Here is a 16,685-nt window from a genome sequence, read left to right on the forward strand (position 1 = left end):
GTTCTGATGTATTATCCTTCGAAATACTCGTTGACCTCATCTACAATAATTTTAACAGACTCAAGCCCACTTCCACTTAAGTACCATACTTCGCCGTTTAGTTGATGAATTTGGTCGTTTTGAGCAGCATTCGTACGATCAACAATATCATTATCTAATGTTTCAGAAGCAGAAGCTGCATTCCCAATAGATGCGCCTCTATCTACAACAAAGATATAATCTGGATTAACGCTATCAATATATTCAAAGTTAACTGTCTCGCCATGACTTTCTGCAGAAATATCATCAGCAGGTTCAATTCCTAATTCACCGTGAATAATACCAAAGCGTGAACCAGCGCCAAACGCGCTCACAGAACCTTCATCAACTGATAAAATAAGAGCATTGCTATCAGAATTCGAAGCTTTTTCATTTACTTCATCAATTGTTTCTTGAATGCCAGCTAATTGCTCATCTACTTTATCTTGGGCATCAAAGATGTCACCAAGCACATGCATGTTAGACTCAAAACTCTCCATAAAATTTTCTTGGTCAACCGCTAAATAAACGGTAGGTGCAATTTCACTTAGTTCATCATAAGCGTCGGCTGCACGTCCAGAAATGAAGATGACATCTGGCTGCATTTCATTAATTAATTCGAAGTTTGGTTCGAATAATGAGCCAACATCCTCATACTCGTCTCCTTCGAATTCTGAAAGATAATCAGGCATATTATTTGCTTTTGGTACTCCAGAAATCGGTCCGCCAATTGCACGAATTGAATCTGTAATACCATTATCAAAAGATAGTACCGTTTCTGGATTAACTGGAACTTCTACCATTTCTCCATTAAGTGATTCAACTTCTACCATTTCTGCTTGTTCTTCTGTACCTTCATTTGTTTCACCGGTAGTATTGCCACCTTCTTCTGTGTCGTTTCCGCCACATGCAGCAAGACCTACTGCAGTAAATGCTGTTAATGCCCATAATAATTGCTTTTTCATTTTATAATAACCTCCTGATATTCTCTCTATCTCTATAGACCCCCAAGGAAGATTGTTGCTTACTTTTTATGTAGCGAGCAGTTTTTTCCTCCTCACCCCCTCTCCCTTGTCAAAACTTAACTAAAATAAACACAAATTTTATTGCAATTTACTTCTTCAATCGCGATTTCCATATCATAAATATTGCGAAGTGAATCGGGATTAATGATGTCATGACAATGTCCTTCTTCAATAATGCGCCCATCTTTCATTGCGACAATATTGTCTGAATAACAAGAAGCAAAATTAATATCATGAACAACAATAAGTATCGTCTTATCTCGTTCGTCAACAAGCCTGCGCAACGTTTTCATAATCGAAACAGAGTGCTTCATATCTAAATTGTTTAAAGGCTCATCCAAAATAATATAATCTGTGTCCTGGGCAAGCACCATCGCAATGTAAGCACGTTGACGTTGTCCACCACTTAACTGGTCCAAATATTTCCCTTGAATCTCACGCAACGACATATAATCGATTGCATCATCAACATAGGCCCAATCTTCTTTTGTTAACCGACTTTGTGAATACGGAAAACGTCCAAAGCTAACAAGCTCTCGAATGGTTAGCCGAATATTAATGTTGTTTGCTTGTTTTAAGATCGATACTTTTTTTGCTAATTCCTTACTCTGGATCGAGTCAATCTCTTTCCCATCAACAAGCACTTGTCCTTCATCTTTTTTTGTTAACCGGCTCATTAAAGAAATAAGTGTACTTTTCCCGGCACCATTAGGTCCAATAAATGAAGTGATTGTTCCTTTTCGAACAGCCACAGTCACATCATCAAGTACTTTCTTACCGTCATACTGTTTGCTAACACCTCTTACTTCTATCGCTACGGGTTTCGTTTTTGGCAACGGCTGTACTTCACGGTCAATCAATGCAATCGTCATGTCGTTTTTGTCCCCCTTAAGAGTAAGTAGATAAAGTAAATGCCACCGATAAAGTTAATAAAGACACTTAGTGGCGCTGAATAGGAAAAAACTCTTTCAACAAGTAAGGTCCCTCCTACAAGAGCGATTATGCTAATGAGTGTGCTCAAAGTCGCCATATGAAGATGTTTATAAGATGGCATCATCTCTCGAGCTACGTTTACAACAAGTAATCCAAGAAATAAAATGGGTCCAACAAGCGCAGTTGAAATCGAAACAAATATCGCAATGACGATAAGAAACTTTCGTATCGCTTTATCATACGGGACACCTAAGTTTATCGCTTGATCACGACCAAGTGATATCGCGTCAAGGTATTTTAAGTAAGGCCATATGTATAAAAATGTAAAACCAATTAATACAATAGAAATCCATAATAAATCGACATTGATGTTGCTAAAGCTAGCAAACATTCGATTTTGTATCGTTAAAAATTCATTGGGGTCAATTAACACCTGCATAAATGTTGACATGCTTGAAAACAATGTTCCAAACACAATCCCAACAAGAAGCAAAAAGTATAAATTTTGCTGTTCTCTCTTGAATAAGAGTGCATATAGGAAGAGAGCAAATAGCACCATACCTATAATGGAAATGCCGAAATTAACAAATTGACTAACGGCGACTAACCCTACTGTCCCCAAAACAAAAACAAGCGTTGTTTGAATGAGAATATATAAAGAATCAAGACCGATAATACTCGGTGTTAAGATCCGGTTATTGGTGATTGTTTGAAAGATTAATGTTGAAAAAGCAATTACTGCACCAACAATCACAATCGCAGCAACACTTCTTCCTCTTCTGGGTAAAGCGTAATCCCATCCTGCAGGGGTTAATCCGATAAATAAGAAAGTTAGAATCAAACCAAGTGAAATGGTTCCAAATATAAGATAAATCCATTTAGGCTGCATGTTTAGGTCTCCTTAAGAGCAAGTAAAGGAAGATTGCGCTCCCGATAACCCCAACCATTAAGCCGATTGGAATTTCATATGGATAAATAAGGACACGGCCTAAAATATCACAGATAAGCAGGAATATTGCACCGAATAAAGCAGTATGTGGCAAACTATTTTTCAAATTATCGCCTCTCATAATTGAAACGATATTCGGGATAATCAAGCCTAAAAATGGAATGGAGCCAATCGTGACAACAATCGTTGCTGTGATCATAGCGACGATTAATAATCCGATGTTCATAATACGGTTGTAATTCATACCTAGATTTGTTGAGAAATCTCTTCCCAATCCTGCAACAGTAAATCGATTTGCAAATAGGAAAGCAATAATAACAAGTGGAATACCTATGTATAAAATTTCATAACGCCCCCGGATAACAAGAGAAAAGCTTCCCTGCATCCATGACGACAGGCTTTGTATCAAATCATAGCGATATGCAAGAAAGGTAGTAACAGAATTAACAACACTCCCTAGCATTAAACCAACAAGGGGGACAAAAATTACATTTTTAAATCGAATTCGCTCTAATATTTTCATAAATAGAAACGTTCCACCTAAAGCAAATAAAAAGGCAACAAACATTCTCTCAATCGTACTCGCATTCGTAAAAACAACAATTGCAACGAGTATACCTAATCGTGCCCAATCCATTGTACCTGCGGTTGTTGGTGACACAAACTTATTCTGTGTCAGCTGCTGCATGATCAAACCACAGACACTTAAACTCATACCCACAATAAGGATGCTTAGCAATCTCGGAAGGCGGCTAATTAGGATTGTTTGAACCTCATTCTCAGTAAAACGAAATAGATCAAGTGGCGATATATCTTGTACGCCGATAAATAAAGATGAAAACGATAATAAAATCAATAAAGGCACTAAGTACTTGATTCGCATAGTCAATTAACATGAAAGAAACATGTTGCTTGCCTCCTTCTCGTCTCTATAATGATACTCATTATCAATTACGTCTTTAATCTTATCATCTTTTAGCCATTCGTCAAGGCTAAATGAGAAAGAATCTCGTTTTCAATAAGAAAATACAAACAAGCCATTGAGTATTTATTTCCAAATGGCTTGTTTGTATTTAGTTAATCTTTAATCAATCGAGCCTGAAAAAACCAGTAGTAAAAAGCGATTATCGCCACACTTAAAAGAAATCCTCCAAATACGTCCGTTGCATAATGAACACCTAAATAAATACGTGAAAAGCCCATTCCAAGTATCATAACGACCGCAAAAAGTAGAACTCCGACTCTTACCTGAAAAGAATCAACTCTTTTCCAAATAAAAAAAGTAAGAACAGTATAAAAAGACATAGCCCCCATTGTATGCCCACTTGGAAAACTATATGACGACAAGTCAACCATCATAAAATCTTCTGGGCGAAGACGTGCAATAATTTGCTTAACAACAGTATTTAGCAAACCAGTTGTGGCTAACGTAGCGGTAGTAAAGAAAATTTCTTTTTGAGGTGTCTTTAAGATTAAAAATATAACAATCATAATTATTGCTAAGACTATGACGACAGAAACGGAACCAATGAATGCAAAAGCCGCCATAATGGTTGTGATCCAATCGGCACGAATGGAAGCAACAGATTCTAAAACAAAATAATCAAATTGAACCATAAAATCTGTATCTAAAACGAGTACAAGGAAGAAGAATCCAATTAAGCATAGGATACTTATTTTTAAAGACGTTTGAGTACGTTGGTTCATTTTTAACACCCTTTTACTTGAATAGTTTTTATTGTACTTCATTCATTTTAAAAAACAAGCACTCCATTTTGTCGTTTATAAAAAACGTTTTTGTGGAATAAAGTAGGGAAAGGAGCGAGCAACTTGGACAGAAACAAAGAATCTTTAATTCAACAGTTAATTGATGAAATGATTACACACGGCATATATAAAATAAACGATCGCCATTTATTTGAATTAACACCTGTTGAAATAAAAAGTTTACACGCCTCTATACAAAAAGAGCAGTACTTGTAGCCAGAAGGCAACAAGACTGCTCTTATCAATCTACATTTCCTAATAATGGTTCAAACCAGTGGCTTGCATATACAGAAGCAATTCCAAAAACAATTGACCAAATGACAACACCAATAACCGTCCAAAAGATTGCATACCCTTTTGAAACACCAAGCGCTACAGCAGTTGCTGCTGACAAATGGCTACTTAACAAAAAAGAACCGAGAATACCGACACCAGGCATACCATACTTTTCTAAATAACGCTTTGTTCGTTCTTGACGTTTATTTTCTTTCTCTGGAAGCCCTTGTCTCTTACGACGGTTTATCAACCATGTGCGAATTTTTTCACCTAATAATACAAGTAATATAACACCAATCGTATTTCCTAAAATGGCAACCATAACTACTGGTATAACCGGTTGATCCATTAAAATGACACCAACAGGGACCGCTATTAAGTATTCAACTAACGGAATGAATGCCCCTATAAATACAACAATGAGTAACGACAGACTTATTCCTTCCATATGTATCCTCCACAATCTATTAATTAATGCAACGTTATGTATTTTCAATTATACTGAACGAAATCGTTTAAGAATGGAGCTGTTTTAATGACATATAAAGCTTTTACATTTGCTAGATTTGCTAATGAACAAATTGTCGAGAACACTTCTGCAGACTATATTGATATTATTCCAGCTGGATTTAAAAATTCGATTCAATGGAACTATGGTCACATTCTTGTCATTGCTGAACATGTCCTTAGCCATGCTCCAGCATATCAAAAGACGGTTCCAAAAGCGTTTTATCACCCATTCGCGAAAGGATCTAGTCCAAAGCAATGGACAGATCAAGTGCCCTCAATTTCTGAACTTCAAAAAACATCAATGGCACAACAACAAGCCATTCACACACTTATTAACACCGAAGGCGGCGCTGGACCAACAACAGCCTTTACACTTTATAACCAATCTTTCCAAACCGTTGACGAACTACTCAGTTTTATCGCTTTCCATGAAGGGATGCATTACCGAACTCTTCTTCATTACAACACTGTCTTTAATAAGCAATAAAAAAAGCATGCAGTGCATGCTTTTTTTACTTAAAAGCGAATAACGCCGAAACCCATTAAAACAACAACAAGAAGCAATAAAAAAACAATAAACAGCGAGCCTAGGCTGTTTTCATTTCGTTTCGCTTTACCTGTCGCCACTTCCATAAACGCAATTAAAAGAACAGCTAGCAACCCTTTGACAACGTACATCAATGGAAACTCCCAGGCAACTAACATCCCTACTCCAGATACAAGCATTAAAATGTAAAACAATCTAGCAATCATATGTAAGATCGTTCCAGCTTTCAGTTTGCGACCACGATATAAAAAGTACGCGATGATAAATAAAACAGCTAGGAACGCCCATGAACCTTCATGAATCCCTCTAAAAATCGAGAAATATTCGATAAAAAAACCGTCTGATTCCATTACATTTGACCTCCTTTCAATTCATTTTTTCTATCCTTATTATACAGAATCCTTACAAAAAATGCTATTTAAACACCTAAACCGTCGATGATACATCATCAATAGAGCGTCTTAATTTAAAATAACGAATAAGCATTGCCACTCTCCATGGCAAGAGCATGCCAAATGCGAGCAAGAAAAACATTCCAGATAATTCTGCTGGGTTTATTTCTTGTCCAACAATGAGTCGCAACACGATTCGAATAATAAGGAGCGCGGCTAAAATATAAGCAAACGCTTTCGATCGTTTTAAATAAATGTCTCCATCTCGACGTTCGAATTTAGATGTATAAATCAACACGGTGGAAAACAACAAGCCTACGAGCAACGCTTCTCCAATATGAAATGTTGATGGCCTAGTTGGTTCATAGAGGAACATAAGAAAACCAGTAGACATTGCAAGTGGTGGAATCATGATTCTGCGCGCCGAGGTTGGCTTTTTAGAAGCCTTCATGCGAATCACAAGGGCTGCGCTTCCCATGAGAACCGCCATAATAATTGGTATTACAACGAGTAACCAATGAGTCTCCTCCAAGATTCATTCCCCTTTCCAAACGTAATGTAAACATAAAAACAGGTGCCTTGCATGTAACAGCAAGACACCTTAATAAGTTAAAACAATGGCGCAAGCAACGAGTATCCGATAATGGCTGTAAATAAAATGACTAAGTGGTTTAATGAGAAAACAAACATTAACGTAGCCCATTTCTTAGGTTCCATTCGTCTGTAGCCAATTACGCTCAATGCAAGCCATGCGATTGCTAACACTAATGCCACTGACGTAATAATCCAGCTAAATGATACAAACAGAAAACTTGATGCAACAAGTACCACTAAATAGACGTTTGTTTGCATATATGTCCGTTTAAACCCTTTTACAACAGGTAGCATTGGAACATTTGCTGCTTTATATTCATCATGACGACGAATCGCAATCGCATAAAAGTGTGGCATTTGCCAAATAACCATCACAACAAAAAGACCAATAATCGCTGGATGCAGCAGATCAGCTGAAATAGCAGCCCATCCAATTAACGGTGGTACGGCTCCACTGATGCTTCCAATTTCCGTATTATAAATCGTGCGGCGTTTTGACCACATCGTATAAGGAACAACGTATAAAAACAATCCTAGAAAACCAAATAAAGCAGCAAGGGGTGTAGCAGCAGCTAACAACAACAATCCCATAAATGAAAGAGCTATTCCAAGGATAAGTGCATTTTTAGGTTGCATTCTTCCTGTAACGGTTGGGCGATTTTTTGTCCGATCCATAATCGCATCAATATCACGATCATATAAGTTATTAAATGCTCCAGCTGCTCCGATAACAAATGTTGAACCAATCACAGCTAAAATAATTTCCGCTACTTTATCGCCAAAAGATATTCCAGTAATATACATAGCTAAACTTAAACCAGCAACCATAGCTAGTAAATTGGATTTAATAATACCGGTTTTTAATGTCTCTGATAACACTTGCGAAAATGCCTGCTTAGGCGCAGCAAGAGAGGTGTTTTGGATGTTTTTTTCTATTTTTACCGTTCTCATATATCCCCTCTTCCCCCCTATCTATATAATTAATTATACTTTTATACAAACTATGTTTAGTTTATCACAATCGTTTAAATTCTGGACTTATGCGGCAATCTGTCGTATCAATGTCACGAAGTTATGGCAAAAGATTGAACAGAGCCCGTCCTTTTATAGCACACTTCTATTATTATACGCTTTTTGTTAGCTGATGCAAAGCTTGAAATCGCTTCCGTCATAATTTATACAAATCACAAAAACAATGGAGATGAGAAACCCTTCAAGTCATACGCCTAATCATGCTATGATAGAGCGGACAATCAATATTTTGTAAAAGGAGACTTCCATTATGACTAAAACGCTTATTTTTGGACACAAAAACCCTGATACAGATACAATCTGTTCAGCTATTGCTTATGCTGACCTAAAAAAACAGTTAGGTTATGATACAGAACCAGTAAGGCTCGGCGAAGTAAATGGAGAAACGGCCTACGCACTTGAAACATTTCATGCAGAAATACCTCGCCTCATTGAGAAAGCATCGAATGAAGTAAATCAAGTCATTCTTGTCGACCATAATGAACGGCAACAAAGTGTCAGCGATATTGAAGAAGTTCAAGTAGTGGAAGTCATTGACCACCATCGTATTGCAAACTTCGAAACGGCAGACCCAGTTTATTACCGCGCCGAACCAGTGGGATGTACAGCGACAATCATTAAAAAAATCTATAATGAGCATGATCTAGAGATTCCAAAAAACATTGCTGGTCTTATGTTGTCCGCTATTATCTCTGATTCTCTTTTGTTTAAATCTCCAACTTGCACTGAAGAAGATCGTAAAGCTGCAAGCGAACTCGCAGAAATTGCTGGCATTGACGCTCATGAATATGGCTTAAATATGTTAAAAGCGGGAGCAGATATTTCAGAGAAAACGTCAGAACAACTTTTAATTATTGATGCAAAAGAATTCTCTATGGGTGAATATTCAGTTGAAATTGCCCAAGTGAATACCGTCGATATCAATGACATTCTTTCAAGAAAAGAAGAACTAGAAGGTGCAATTCAAACAACAATTGCTTCTAAAGAACTTGACTTGTTTGTCTTTGTAATTACGGATATTCTTGAAAATAATTCAACTGCCCTTGTTCTTGGTACGCATACTCAAGCATTTGATAAAGCATTCAACACTACACTTAACAATCATGTTGCAGAGTTGCCAGGTGTCGTTTCAAGAAAGAAACAAGTAGTTCCCCCTCTTACAGAGGCATTTTTACAGAAGTAATCAATCCTATTAAGAAACTGCACCTAATGGGTGCAGTTTCTTTGATTATTTCCCTTGTTCACTTCTAGGAACCCGATCACGATAGAACTCATATTCACCCGTATGTCCAATCTGTATATCCACTTTTATTGAACGTAAGGATGTTTCATTAAGTTGAAATGGACTGGGTAATGATTTGTACGCTTTTACATGTTGTCGATAGAAGATATTTTCTAAATCGTACACATCTTTATCAGACTTTAAGCCCAAAAGATAAGTGGCACGGATTTGTTCCTCCATTTCCTCTCCCAACAATTGAGTTAGCTCATTGATTTTTTTTGAAGCGCCTAACTCATGGCTAGGAGGGAAATCCTGCAAAGCGGCAGTCCCCTTAATTTTCACATCATAATAAACCTGAGTTCCGTCAACCTCCGATGCAATATGTGCTTCTGGCCTTATAATATTCAATAAGGCAATTTTCTTCCCATTTTCTTTGATGAGCAATGGGGTTTCACTGGTCTTTGATTTTAACCAACGTAAACCACTCAGTTCATTCTCATTATAATAAACTGGTTTTTTTCCACCCTTCAGAATATAGGCACCGTTTAAATTTAATGCGTTATTGGTTTTCCCATTACTGCTATGCCATTCATTTTGAACGAGATCGATATTCGGTAGTTTGACCGATCTTCCAAATTCTGGGTAGTCTCTCATTAATTGATTTAAAGCGATTGGTTCTATATAAGACCGCTCTTTAAAGATGGAGTCTGGGTCAAAAAGCTCAGTATGGACTGAGTCTCCAAACATATTTGTGACTAACAATATGTCAGAAATATTATCATTCGTAGCAAAAACCCATGGCGTTACTCGAATTTGTTGATAGCGGTACAACGCTTCATTAATTTCAATGAGAGGAGCAAAATCAAGTACATTTTCGCTATAAACAATGGCATTGACATGACCCCAATGTACTTCTTGATTTGTTTTAGGATAGAGATTATCTAAGGCTAGAAGGATTGTTTCTCCTTTCGCTTTACCGACCCACGCACCAGGATTCTCATTTGAACTATTTGACGTATCAATAACTGATAAATGACCAAAATTTAAGGATTGTACGTACACGATATACTCGCCGTCTTCATAATCAATCCCAATTGCCGTTATATATTGAATATCTTGAGTGTCGAGCATATCCCAGCAGCCTGTTAACATGAAGAAGGACAAAAGAATACTCAGGATCCATTTCTTCATTCACCTCGCCTCCTGGTAGCATCAATGGGACGAAGACTATGACTCCGTTTCTTTCTTGTAATCCAAGGCTTTGCAAGCATTGAAGATACGAAATCTTTACGATCAAATGGAGCTACTGGAGATAAATAAGGCAAACCAAATGATTCTAAATGAGCAAGATACAAAATGATTGAGATCATACCGATGCAAAATCCAAACATGCCCAAAAACGCAGACAAAATTAATACATAAATTCGTATAATAGAAACGGTCCCTGAAAGCACTTGGCTCGTAATTGCAAAAGTAGAGACTACCGTTAGTCCCACAACAACAAGCATTGTCGGTGAAGTCAACCCTGCGCGAATCGCAGCATCCCCAATAATTAAACCTCCAACTACAGCTAATGTTTGACCAACTCCCTTCGGTAATGTTGTCCCTGCTTCTCTAAACAATTCAAACAATGCAATCATAATAAAAATTTCAAGCACTGATGACATCGGTAAACCTAACCTTGATATATAAATGGTTGCAAGGAACGGCAACGGTAATTGATCAACATGATATGCATTTAAAGCAATCCAAAAACCAGGTAAGAGTAATGCAAGAACAAGACCACTAAACCGTAACAACCGCTGAAAAGCGACGAAAATAGCTGAATTATGAAGATCCTCTGCTGTCTTAAACAAAAAAGCTAAATTTGCTGGTGCAATTATCGCTCCAGGAGAACCATCAGCCAGTACAGCAAATCGACCGCTTGTCAAACAAGCAGCAACAAAATCTGGTCTACTTGAAAATACAGTAAGTGGAAAAAAAGCGAACTTTGTATTTGTTAATCTCTCCTCAATTTCAGTAATACTTAAAACTGCATCTGTATCAATTTCTTCTAGACATTTCCGCGCTTCATCCACTACTTTTGGTCTCGCAATATCTTTCATGTAAAGCAAGGAGAGTTCTGTTTTTCCTCTTTCTCCTTTTGTAATACTTTCATTAATAAGTGTTTTCGTTTTTAAACGTTTTCTTACTAATGCTATATTTTCACTTATATCTTCTGTAAATCCATCCCTTGGACCACGAAAGGAAATTTCAGTATTTGATTCCTCCGGAAGTCGCTTTGGATAATCAGGCAACATGATCTTATATAATTGGTCAAATGCTTCAACTAAGAAATAAACAGCACCAGAGTAAAGATCAGTAGCTACATCGCTCCAACTAGAACTCTTTTCGATCATTTCTAATTGAACCCTTCCTACTTGCCCTTCATCAGCTAATATTGAATATCCATGCTCTTCAACCATTTCTTGAATACTTGAAATAACATCTTTTTGCAACGTTTTAACATCAACAATCGTCCTACAGTATATTAAGTACATCTTTTTCGTTTCATTCTGATCAAAATAGTATGTTTGCAGCACAACATCACTGCTCACACCAAATTCCGCTATGAAATTGTGATAAGCCCATTTATTGTGCTGCTCCATTTTTTACACTCCCCCTTTTTGAACGCTTCTTTTTTCTCAGACTAGCAACTAGCAACCACACAAGAATAATCACAGCTACAACAAACGAAAAGGTCATATACACATTTGTTAGCATCACGACAAAAACTGGCTCATCAAACGGGATAAAGACCGTTAGCCATAATAGGAAAGAGAGGATGAATATGATCGCTATCCTTCCTTTCTTTGATTTAATTTGCAGCATATCAACAACTACATATAAAGCAATCGCTTGTCGTGTAAATGCACCTGCTAACCATTGGAAAATTGAAAAGAAATCTAGCCTTGTTAAATATTCACCTAATTCCAATACTCTCCATTGTGAAAAAGCAGGATATTTCATTCTTTGAGCTTCTTCAATTCCAAAAATCGTTATCGCACCAACTAAAGGTCCTAAGGCAAGTCCAAACAACAAGAAACCAACGGTATACAAATGGCTTTTTTTTAATTTAGTAGAGCTATGCTGTTGAATCAATAAAAGAAAAATTAATTCTGTAAAACCGCATAACACGAGGTAAGAAGATAGAAATGTTTCAGAATAGCCATGTTCAAAAATTGGTAAGAGCAAGCTATAATCTTTCTCTTTTAAATTTCCTGCAGCCACTAAAAATCCAAAGCCAACAACGATTGGCAATAAAATCCCAGCTGTAAACGCAATCGTTCGAATTCCGTAATAAGCCGCAATTGCACATAAAAGTAAGTATGGTAAAGCTAAAATGGCATTTGGTGTTAATGTTAAATATGTACTTGTTGTCCACGTAACCGTACTAAATAAAGTTACATAACTAAAAATGGTTAAATAAATAAATAAAAGAGCTTGAAATAGCCTCCAGCTAATGAATGAACTTCGTTCTTTTACAAACTGGACAACATGTTGTTGTTTTGTTCTTCGACTAACAAAAGTAATAATCGGAACTAAAACGATTAAATAAAGAGCCGATAAAAGAACACCTATCCAAGAATCACGCTCTCCATACTGGAGTACAATTGGCATCATAATGACATGATTCATTAAACCACTAGACAATAAAATAATTGGAAATAATTGAACCATTGTCACCGACCGATTCATGAAAGCTACACTCCTATCTGTAATACTGTTACTATTCCAGTAGAAGCCTATTTTATACAGATCCTAAAAAAGCAGCAGGCCATTTTAGAATGGTCTGCTTTTATCTCTAACTAATAAGGTTTTGAAATCCAACGATAAGACTGCTTTTCGTTACGCCTTTATTTATAAAAAATACTTTATCTAAATGACATGCCGTCAACTCATGTTTTAATTCGTTTTCTAGGGGTACCTGATTACATAACCAGTTCGATTGGGGGAGATTTTATGAGTAATAAACCAAAAAATATAATGTGGTTTTTTCTTGGTGTCGCTACCTACTTCACGATTTCATTCTTTTTCCTCTGATATAAAATACATACTTCAACTCCAAACGATTTGGACATGCAAAAAAGCATGACCGTGAACATTCACGGTCATGCTTTTTGTTCTTCTAATGACAGAAGTAAGCTTTGATAAATATTTGGCAGAAAAGAGTTTTACATTCACTCGAATAAAATAAGTTTTTATAATTGCTTATTAGAAAGTTTCCCCTAATGGAGCCTAGGGGGCTCGAACCCCTGACCTCGACGCTGCCAGTTATGAGTACGAACGGGAAAGCCTTGATATATAAGGGTTTTGGAAATGTAAATTGATCAAAATTGGCACATTCAACATCAAAATAACATCAATTTTAACATCAATTTTTAAGTGGAAGGGGCAGTAATCATAAACTGCCTTTCTTCCTATTTAATGCTAGTTTTTCGTAACGTTTAAATCTAAGGCTAATGCCAGTTTATAAAACGCCTTCCATTTTAGCTTGTAATAAAATTTATGTCCAATAGGCGGTTGGAATGCATGAGTATACATTTTTAGATCTGTCATGTAATCCGCTTCCCGATCCATGTATCTTCTTTCAACAAGAAACTGTTCATATTGTGGCAACCTACGAACTGCCCTTTCGACTCTTTCGCAATATCGTTTTTGATATGCTTTGGTGTCAGCATTGTATATAGCTGCACTTGCAGTCTGATCAGTTGTTCCACTTTGACTTACTACAGTCTCTTTCCAACTACTCGTTGTGCTTGTCTCGCGATCCTCGAATGCAAGATACTTATACATACGATACTTGTTTAAAGCCTCTTCCACTTCTTCTTTTGTTTTTTGTTTATCCAGTTCTGGTAAGTCCAGAAGTTCTAACTGTTTCATAACTCCACCCCATCGTAAAGCTAGTCGTTGAGTTCAATACCAAGTGCCCATTTTGCTTTAATGTTGTTGATTAGAGCTAATTTTTCGTAGTCGGTTTTTGATAAGCCGCTTTCTTGTTGCATCTTAGCTTCGAAATAGAAATGTGATATGAATCCGAATGAATCAAGAATGACACGCTTTTCCTCGTCGGTGAGTTTGTTGCTGTCTACAGAGGAGGGCATGATCACTCACCATTTTCTTTCTGTTTCATAATTTCTTCATATAATAATGGCTCTGGCGCAATAAAATGTGGTGGTTTAATAATCTTACCCATTTCATTCAAACGTGGTTTACCATCTTCCCACAATTTGGACATGTTGGCTTCATGGACGATGTTAAATAGTTGTTCTGGTTTAACGCCCATTTCAACCATGGTTCCAAGTGCCAAGTACATTAAATCAATCATTGCATCGGCTTGATCCACTACACCAGAAGCTGTAAGGAATTCATCTAGCTCTTCTATCATGTATTCATATCTTTCATTTCTACGATCTTCGTCCAACCTTGTCGGTTGTCGTAACACTGGCTGCAACATCTTTCTTTGGAAATCCGCTACTTGTTCGTATTGTTTGTTCATTCTTCTTCCTCCCCGATCCAACTTTTTATAGTACGGTATATATTTTTACGACTTAGGTTTTTATCGGTGAAACTATCCATATAACCACTAATTGCATCCTTGTAATAAATTACTCCGAATAGTTCTCCTTTAGCATCTACTGCATGAACCATGAGAGCTGCCCGCGTACCATCATTTCTTTCAGAAATATAAAAACAATCACGCGTTGCTGACTTCATATCTTTCATCCATTGATCAAGCAAATTTCATTCCTCCTTAGATGCCCCTATAGACGTTTTAATTCATCCTCCAAGGGTACAGAACATTAAACCTGAAAAATTGGAGGTCGTACCATGACACACAATCGTTGGCTTGATGCATTCATAGCATTTATAGTCGTATCAGCAGGCAGTTTTCTAGGAATCTTAGCCATTGAAGGCGGAAATTACAGCTTTGCTGACAACTGGCTTAGACACGCTCTTTACGGCTTAGGTTCAGCTCTATTTTTTGCTTTTATTTTTCCGTTATTTATTAAGAGAAAAGAAGCGAAAAGGTGATGCCCCGCACAGGGCGGGGATAAATTAAACTAAATGACCATCTATTAAGATGACTTCACCGTGAGAAACGATATCCTCGAACTTAAAGAAATCTTCTGGAGGGATCTCGCCACTTGATTTCAAGTATCTCTTCCGGGCTTCCTCTTCTGTAATCTGAGTAATTGGCGCTTCGCTAGCTACTTCAATAGCGGATTCGCCAGCTACTTTTTGGGCATAGACTTCTATTGCTACATGCTCACAAGCTAGATCTACTGTCATATCCGGAACCATTACTTGGTCTTCGTCCACCGAAATCAAGGCATAATACTCATGTTTAGTAAATTCAAAATATCTCATTTTTTATTCCTCCTAATTTGTGATACTCCCCACAGAGGGGAGCGCTAATCAAACTCACAAACAGATTTACCATCTAACAAAGAATTAATTTCAATTGGTTCATCGTCCCATGTTAAGAAAGTATACTGACCGTACTTGGTAGCTTGCCTGCGGCGCATTTCTTCTTGTGTCATTGGATAAGCTCTCTCTACCCAAGTTGAGTATCCCGTACCTTTGTTCCTTACAGGCTTCTTCTTAAATGCCTCAGAAGAACCTATTTCATTGCGTACTAGCCATTTAAAACCACTTAACTGAAAGTATCTTAACTCGATCTCTTCTTCATAATTAAGCATCCCTCTTCCTCCTATACAGCTAATTCATTGAACGAGATTGAATGATCTCCTTTAGTAAACACTTGAATGTGATCACCGTTCATTTCGTAATCATCGTGAGTAATAGAGTAACCCTTCTTGATTAGCTCAAACTTGATGTATGAGCATTTAAGAAGGTCTTCTCTGCTATTGATGATGTAGTCGCCCTTCGTCCAGTTAATGTGCATGAGGCTTCCTCCTATACAGAAGTAGCCTATTTCGCATTATAATAATGTTCGCTAAGAACACTTCTCCACTTTGAAACAGCAGAGCCTTCACTATCTAATTTTCTCGCTCTGAATCCAGTTAAAATTACATTTTCATAGAGAGCTTGCAACATTTGTATTTGCTCTCCCTTAGAATAAATTTCATGAACAACCTTTACTTCCATTCCGTTTCCCCTCCTATATAGGCAGTATCAAAATTACTCAATTTCAACGTCTTCTCCCCTTGTTCTAAAAGTATTAGCACATTCAGGGCAAGTAAAAATCGCATATTTCAAATCAATAACATCGTGGATTTCTGTTCCATCATCAACGTTTCCATTACCCATTGCATCAAACTCATGATTACAAGAAGGGCAGGTTACTTCGACAAATCTAATTTGCGGAATCTCGTATTCAATTTTAAATTTGATAGCCATACTTATCCTCCTAGTG

Annotated in this window: 24 protein-coding genes; 4 read left to right on the top strand and 20 right to left on the bottom strand. The window is 37.1% G+C overall.

Annotated features, from left to right (window positions below; genetic code table 11):
• Window positions 1–11: 11 nt before the first annotated feature.
• The 5 genes from BK584_RS07445 to BK584_RS07465 form a co-directional block, all read right to left on the bottom strand.
• The gene (locus BK584_RS07445) at window positions 12–983 is read right to left on the bottom strand and encodes a siderophore ABC transporter substrate-binding protein (protein ID WP_078392015.1); all 972 of its coding nucleotides are present in this window, start codon (window positions 981–983) and stop codon (window positions 12–14) included.
• Between the two features lie 116 nt (window positions 984–1,099).
• Window positions 1,100–1,915 (bottom strand): iron ABC transporter ATP-binding protein, encoded by an 816-nt coding sequence (locus BK584_RS07450; RefSeq protein ID WP_078392016.1) that lies wholly within the window; start codon window positions 1,913–1,915, stop codon window positions 1,100–1,102.
• Window positions 1,912–2,865 (bottom strand): iron chelate uptake ABC transporter family permease subunit, encoded by a 954-nt coding sequence (locus BK584_RS07455; protein WP_078392017.1) that lies wholly within the window; start codon window positions 2,863–2,865, stop codon window positions 1,912–1,914. Before BK584_RS07455 ends, BK584_RS07450 begins: the two co-directional genes overlap by 4 nt.
• Entirely contained in the window at window positions 2,855–3,808 is a 954-nt protein-coding gene (locus BK584_RS07460) for an ABC transporter permease (RefSeq protein WP_078392018.1), read from the bottom strand. Before BK584_RS07460 ends, BK584_RS07455 begins: the two co-directional genes overlap by 11 nt.
• Before the next feature lie 194 nt (window positions 3,809–4,002).
• Window positions 4,003–4,632 (bottom strand): phosphatase PAP2 family protein, encoded by a 630-nt coding sequence (locus BK584_RS07465; RefSeq protein ID WP_169871116.1) that lies wholly within the window; start codon window positions 4,630–4,632, stop codon window positions 4,003–4,005.
• 123 nt (window positions 4,633–4,755) lie between these two features.
• Between BK584_RS07465 and BK584_RS07470 the strand changes: the two genes are divergently transcribed.
• Window positions 4,756–4,908: a Fur-regulated basic protein FbpA gene (locus tag BK584_RS07470; RefSeq protein ID WP_078392020.1), complete on the top strand. Its 153-nt coding sequence runs from the start codon at window positions 4,756–4,758 to the stop codon at window positions 4,906–4,908.
• A 25-nt stretch (window positions 4,909–4,933) separates the two neighbouring features.
• Here BK584_RS07470 and BK584_RS07475 read toward each other — a convergent pair whose 3' ends face one another.
• The gene (locus BK584_RS07475; protein ID WP_078392021.1) at window positions 4,934–5,416 is read right to left on the bottom strand and encodes a small multi-drug export protein; all 483 of its coding nucleotides are present in this window, start codon (window positions 5,414–5,416) and stop codon (window positions 4,934–4,936) included.
• Between the two features lie 87 nt (window positions 5,417–5,503).
• On the opposite strand from BK584_RS07475, the gene BK584_RS07480 reads away from it, so the two are divergent.
• Window positions 5,504–5,965, top strand: coding sequence for a DinB family protein (locus BK584_RS07480; RefSeq protein ID WP_078392022.1), 462 nt, complete (start codon window positions 5,504–5,506; stop codon window positions 5,963–5,965).
• 29 nt (window positions 5,966–5,994) lie between these two features.
• Here the strand turns inward: BK584_RS07480 and BK584_RS07485 are convergent, their stop codons facing one another.
• The 3 genes from BK584_RS07485 to cyoE form a co-directional block, all read right to left on the bottom strand.
• Window positions 5,995–6,375 carry a YisL family protein gene (locus tag BK584_RS07485; protein WP_078392023.1) on the bottom strand — a complete coding sequence of 127 codons (381 nt, stop codon included), beginning with the start codon at window positions 6,373–6,375 and terminating at the stop codon, window positions 5,995–5,997.
• 76 nt (window positions 6,376–6,451) lie between these two features.
• Window positions 6,452–6,949, bottom strand: coding sequence for a CcdC family protein (locus BK584_RS07490; RefSeq protein ID WP_367579286.1), 498 nt, complete (start codon window positions 6,947–6,949; stop codon window positions 6,452–6,454).
• 77 nt (window positions 6,950–7,026) lie between these two features.
• Window positions 7,027–7,962 (bottom strand): heme o synthase, encoded by a 936-nt coding sequence (gene cyoE, locus BK584_RS07495; protein WP_078392024.1) that lies wholly within the window; start codon window positions 7,960–7,962, stop codon window positions 7,027–7,029.
• 331 nt (window positions 7,963–8,293) lie between these two features.
• Between cyoE and BK584_RS07500 the strand changes: the two genes are divergently transcribed.
• Window positions 8,294–9,226 carry a manganese-dependent inorganic pyrophosphatase gene (locus BK584_RS07500; RefSeq protein WP_078392025.1) on the top strand — a complete coding sequence of 311 codons (933 nt, stop codon included), beginning with the start codon at window positions 8,294–8,296 and terminating at the stop codon, window positions 9,224–9,226.
• Window positions 9,227–9,271: 45 nt separating this feature from the next.
• Here BK584_RS07500 and BK584_RS07505 read toward each other — a convergent pair whose 3' ends face one another.
• From BK584_RS07505 to BK584_RS07535, 6 genes are all read right to left on the bottom strand, one after another.
• The gene (locus BK584_RS07505) at window positions 9,272–10,456 is read right to left on the bottom strand and encodes a Ger(x)C family spore germination protein (protein WP_078392026.1); all 1,185 of its coding nucleotides are present in this window, start codon (window positions 10,454–10,456) and stop codon (window positions 9,272–9,274) included.
• A complete protein-coding gene (locus BK584_RS07510) occupies window positions 10,453–11,913 on the bottom strand; it encodes a spore germination protein (protein WP_078392027.1) in 1,461 nt (486 codons plus the stop codon). Before BK584_RS07510 ends, BK584_RS07505 begins: the two co-directional genes overlap by 4 nt.
• Complete coding sequence (locus BK584_RS07515) at window positions 11,897–13,003, bottom strand: GerAB/ArcD/ProY family transporter (RefSeq protein ID WP_078392028.1); 1,107 nt, start codon at window positions 13,001–13,003, stop codon at window positions 11,897–11,899. The genes BK584_RS07510 and BK584_RS07515 overlap by 17 nt, the downstream gene beginning before the upstream one ends.
• 732 nt (window positions 13,004–13,735) lie before the next feature.
• The gene (locus tag BK584_RS07520; RefSeq protein ID WP_078392029.1) at window positions 13,736–14,188 is read right to left on the bottom strand and encodes an ArpU family phage packaging/lysis transcriptional regulator; all 453 of its coding nucleotides are present in this window, start codon (window positions 14,186–14,188) and stop codon (window positions 13,736–13,738) included.
• A 223-nt stretch (window positions 14,189–14,411) separates the two neighbouring features.
• Window positions 14,412–14,804, bottom strand: a complete 393-nt coding sequence (locus BK584_RS07530; RefSeq protein ID WP_078392031.1) for a pyrophosphohydrolase domain-containing protein — start codon at window positions 14,802–14,804, stop codon at window positions 14,412–14,414.
• Window positions 14,801–15,046, bottom strand: a complete 246-nt coding sequence (locus BK584_RS07535) for a hypothetical protein (protein WP_078392032.1) — start codon at window positions 15,044–15,046, stop codon at window positions 14,801–14,803. Before BK584_RS07535 ends, BK584_RS07530 begins: the two co-directional genes overlap by 4 nt.
• A 90-nt stretch (window positions 15,047–15,136) precedes the next feature.
• Between BK584_RS07535 and BK584_RS07540 the strand changes: the two genes are divergently transcribed.
• Entirely contained in the window at window positions 15,137–15,340 is a 204-nt protein-coding gene (locus BK584_RS07540; RefSeq protein WP_078392033.1) for a hypothetical protein, read from the top strand.
• Between the two features lie 24 nt (window positions 15,341–15,364).
• On the opposite strand, the gene BK584_RS07545 is transcribed toward BK584_RS07540, so the two are convergent.
• Genes BK584_RS07545 through BK584_RS07560 form a run of 5 tightly spaced genes read right to left on the bottom strand, consistent with a single transcriptional unit; the run spans window position 15,365 to window position 16,669 of the window.
• The gene (locus BK584_RS07545) at window positions 15,365–15,676 is read right to left on the bottom strand and encodes a YosH family protein (RefSeq protein WP_078392034.1); all 312 of its coding nucleotides are present in this window, start codon (window positions 15,674–15,676) and stop codon (window positions 15,365–15,367) included.
• A 44-nt stretch (window positions 15,677–15,720) separates the two neighbouring features.
• Window positions 15,721–16,008 (bottom strand): hypothetical protein, encoded by a 288-nt coding sequence (locus BK584_RS07550; protein WP_078392035.1) that lies wholly within the window; start codon window positions 16,006–16,008, stop codon window positions 15,721–15,723.
• An 11-nt stretch (window positions 16,009–16,019) separates the two neighbouring features.
• Window positions 16,020–16,214: a hypothetical protein gene (locus BK584_RS07555; RefSeq protein WP_078392036.1), complete on the bottom strand. Its 195-nt coding sequence runs from the start codon at window positions 16,212–16,214 to the stop codon at window positions 16,020–16,022.
• Window positions 16,215–16,240: 26 nt separating this feature from the next.
• Entirely contained in the window at window positions 16,241–16,417 is a 177-nt protein-coding gene (locus BK584_RS24515) for a hypothetical protein (RefSeq protein WP_169871118.1), read from the bottom strand.
• Window positions 16,418–16,450: 33 nt separating this feature from the next.
• Window positions 16,451–16,669 (bottom strand): CpXC domain-containing protein, encoded by a 219-nt coding sequence (locus tag BK584_RS07560; RefSeq protein ID WP_078392037.1) that lies wholly within the window; start codon window positions 16,667–16,669, stop codon window positions 16,451–16,453.
• Between the last annotated feature and the right edge of the window lie 16 nt (window positions 16,670–16,685).

It is taken from the genome of Shouchella patagoniensis, from assembly GCF_002019705.1.
Classification (GTDB): domain Bacteria; phylum Bacillota; class Bacilli; order Bacillales; family Bacillaceae_D; genus Shouchella; species Shouchella patagoniensis.